The sequence below is a fragment of the Kitasatospora sp. NPDC007106 genome (genome assembly GCF_040634455.1).
GTDB classification, from domain to species: domain Bacteria; phylum Actinomycetota; class Actinomycetes; order Streptomycetales; family Streptomycetaceae; genus Kitasatospora; species Kitasatospora arboriphila.
On the sequence record NZ_JBEYFP010000909.1, the window covers coordinates 1 to 2,240 of the forward strand.

3 protein-coding genes are annotated in these 2,240 nt (G+C 75.0%); all 3 read left to right on the plus strand.

Going from position 1 to position 2,240, the window contains the following annotated elements:
- The coding region (locus ABZ641_RS33910; protein WP_359988132.1) for an alpha/beta hydrolase at positions 1-551 on the plus strand (551 nt) is incomplete at its 5' end.
- Between the two features lie 67 nt (positions 552-618).
- Positions 619-1,098: a MarR family transcriptional regulator gene (locus ABZ641_RS33915; RefSeq protein ID WP_359988134.1), complete on the plus strand. Its 480-nt coding sequence runs from the start codon at positions 619-621 to the stop codon at positions 1,096-1,098.
- A 287-nt stretch (positions 1,099-1,385) separates the two neighbouring features.
- Positions 1,386-2,240 (plus strand): transposase domain-containing protein (locus ABZ641_RS33920; RefSeq protein WP_359988136.1); only part of this gene is annotated, 855 nt, incomplete at its 3' end.

Genomic DNA, 2,240 nt, shown 5'->3' on the forward strand with positions numbered 1-2,240 from the left:
GGCACCGCCGGGTGTACGCGCCGGACCTGCGCGGCCACGGGCGGACGGAGTGGCCGGGGGAGTACTCGCTGGAGGCGATGCGCGACGACGTGCTCGCCCTGCTCGACACCCTGGGCCTCGACGTGGTCGACCTGGTCGGCCACTCGATGGGCGGAGTGGTCGGCTACCTGCTCGCCCAGCAGCAGCCCCACCGCGTCCGCCGCCTGGTGCTGGAGGACGCGCCGCCGCCGCTGCCGAGGGTGCCCTCCGTCCCGACCCGGCCGGACGGCCCGCTCGACTTCGACTGGGACATGGTGCTCGCCCTCCGCCGGCAGATCGACTCCCCGGATCCGGCCTGGCTCGACGGCCTCGCCCGGATCACCGCCGACACCCTGGTGATCGCCGGCGGACCGAGCAGCCACGTTCCGCAGCAGGGCCTGGCCGAGCTGGCCCGGCGGGTCCCCGGCGCCCGGCTGATCACCGTGCCCGTCGGCCACCTCGTCCACGCGGCCGCGCCGGAGGCGTTCACCGAAGCCGTGCTGGCCTTCCTGCTCGGCGACCGGGAGCGGTAGCCGCCCCGGGCGCGGACGATCCGGTTCGGGACGATCCGGTTCGGTCCGGTCTGGCTAGGCTGGAGCCATGACTGCGATGGCGACCTCCCGGGCCGAACCCGACCTCTCCTTCCTGTTGGACCGCACCAGCCACGTGCTGCGCACCCGGATGGCGGCCGCGCTCGCGCAGATCGGCCTGACCGCGCGGATGCACTGCGTGCTGGTGCACGCGCTGGAGGAGGAGCGGACGCAGATCCAGCTCGCCGAGATCGGCGACATGGACAAGACCACCATGGTGGTCACCGTGGACGAGCTGGAGAAGGCCGGCCTGGCGGAGCGGCGGCCGTCCAGCCGGGACCGCCGCGCCCGGATCGTCGCCGTCACCGAGAAGGGGGCGCAGGTCGCGCAGGAGAGCCAGAAGATCGTCGACGGGGTGCACCGGGAGGTGCTGGCCTCACTCGCCGGCCCGGACGGCGAGGCGCTGCTGCGCGGCCTCAAGCAGTTGGTCCAGGGGGAGCTGGCCGTGCCGGTGGAGTCCGCCCGGCCGGCCCGGCGGGCCCGCCAGTAGCCGTCCACCGAGAAGCCATCCATGACTGGATGGTCTGCAACGGGATCAGTTGCCGGGGTCATACCTGTCGCACCGCACCGACGGGAGAGACCCCGTGCCTGTTGCACCCGCACCTGTCACCGCCGCCCCCGCACCTGTCACCGCCGCCCCCGCAACCGTCGCCGCCACCCTGCTCGGCCGGGAGGTGCCCCCACGCGCCCCTGGTGATGATCCACACGCCGTAGGGTTGGCGCATGGTTCAGGGGTGGGTGGGTTCGGGCAGGCAGGAGCGGGTTTCGTTGGCGGAGGTGCTCGCGGCGGTGCCGCAGGCGCTGGTCGACGAGGCCGTGGAGGTGTGCGGGGTGGCCGACCGCGGCCCGGACGGAGGACTCCCGCCGTATCTGACGGCCTGTCTGGCGATGGCGTCGTGCCTCTTCCCCGAGGGCGGGCCCGAAGAGGTCGCGGAGCGGGTCATCGCGGCCTTGCCGCAGTTCGGGGTCCGGGACGCCGGGTGGGAACCGTTGACGCCGTCGGGGATCGCCGAGGCACGCGAGCGGCTGGGCCGGGACGTGCTGCGGGAGACCTTCTACCGGGTGGCCGAGCCGGTCGCCACTCCTGCGACCCCGGCCGCACGGCTCGGCGGTCGGCGGCTGATGGCCCTCCACGGGTTCGGGCTCGACGTCCCCGACTCGGCCGAGAACGGGGCCGAGTTCGGCCGCGCCGACGGTGACCCGTCCCGCCCGGGCGTTCCCCGGGCCCGGGTCGTGGCCGTCGTCGAGTGCGGATCGCACGCCGTCGTCGACGCCGAGGTCGGGCCGTGGACCCGGAGCGGGACGGCGACGGCGGCCGCGCTGCTGTCATCGATCTCCACCGACTGGCTGCTGCTGGCCGATCAGGACCTCTACGGCTTCGCCGCGTTCGGCGCCGCGGCGCAGACCGGGGCGGCGCAGTGCTGGCGGGTGCCGGCGCAGCTGTCCCTGCCGGTCCTGGAGGTCCTGTCCGACGGGACGTACCTGTCGGCCCTGGTCGATCCCCGCCTGGGCGGAGACCTGCGGGAGGAGCAGCTGCAGGTGGTGAGGTCCGGTGCGAAGCCGGATCCGGCGGCGGCCCATGTCGTGCGGGGGGGGGCCCCCGCCGACCCCGCGCCGGCGCGGGGGGGGGCG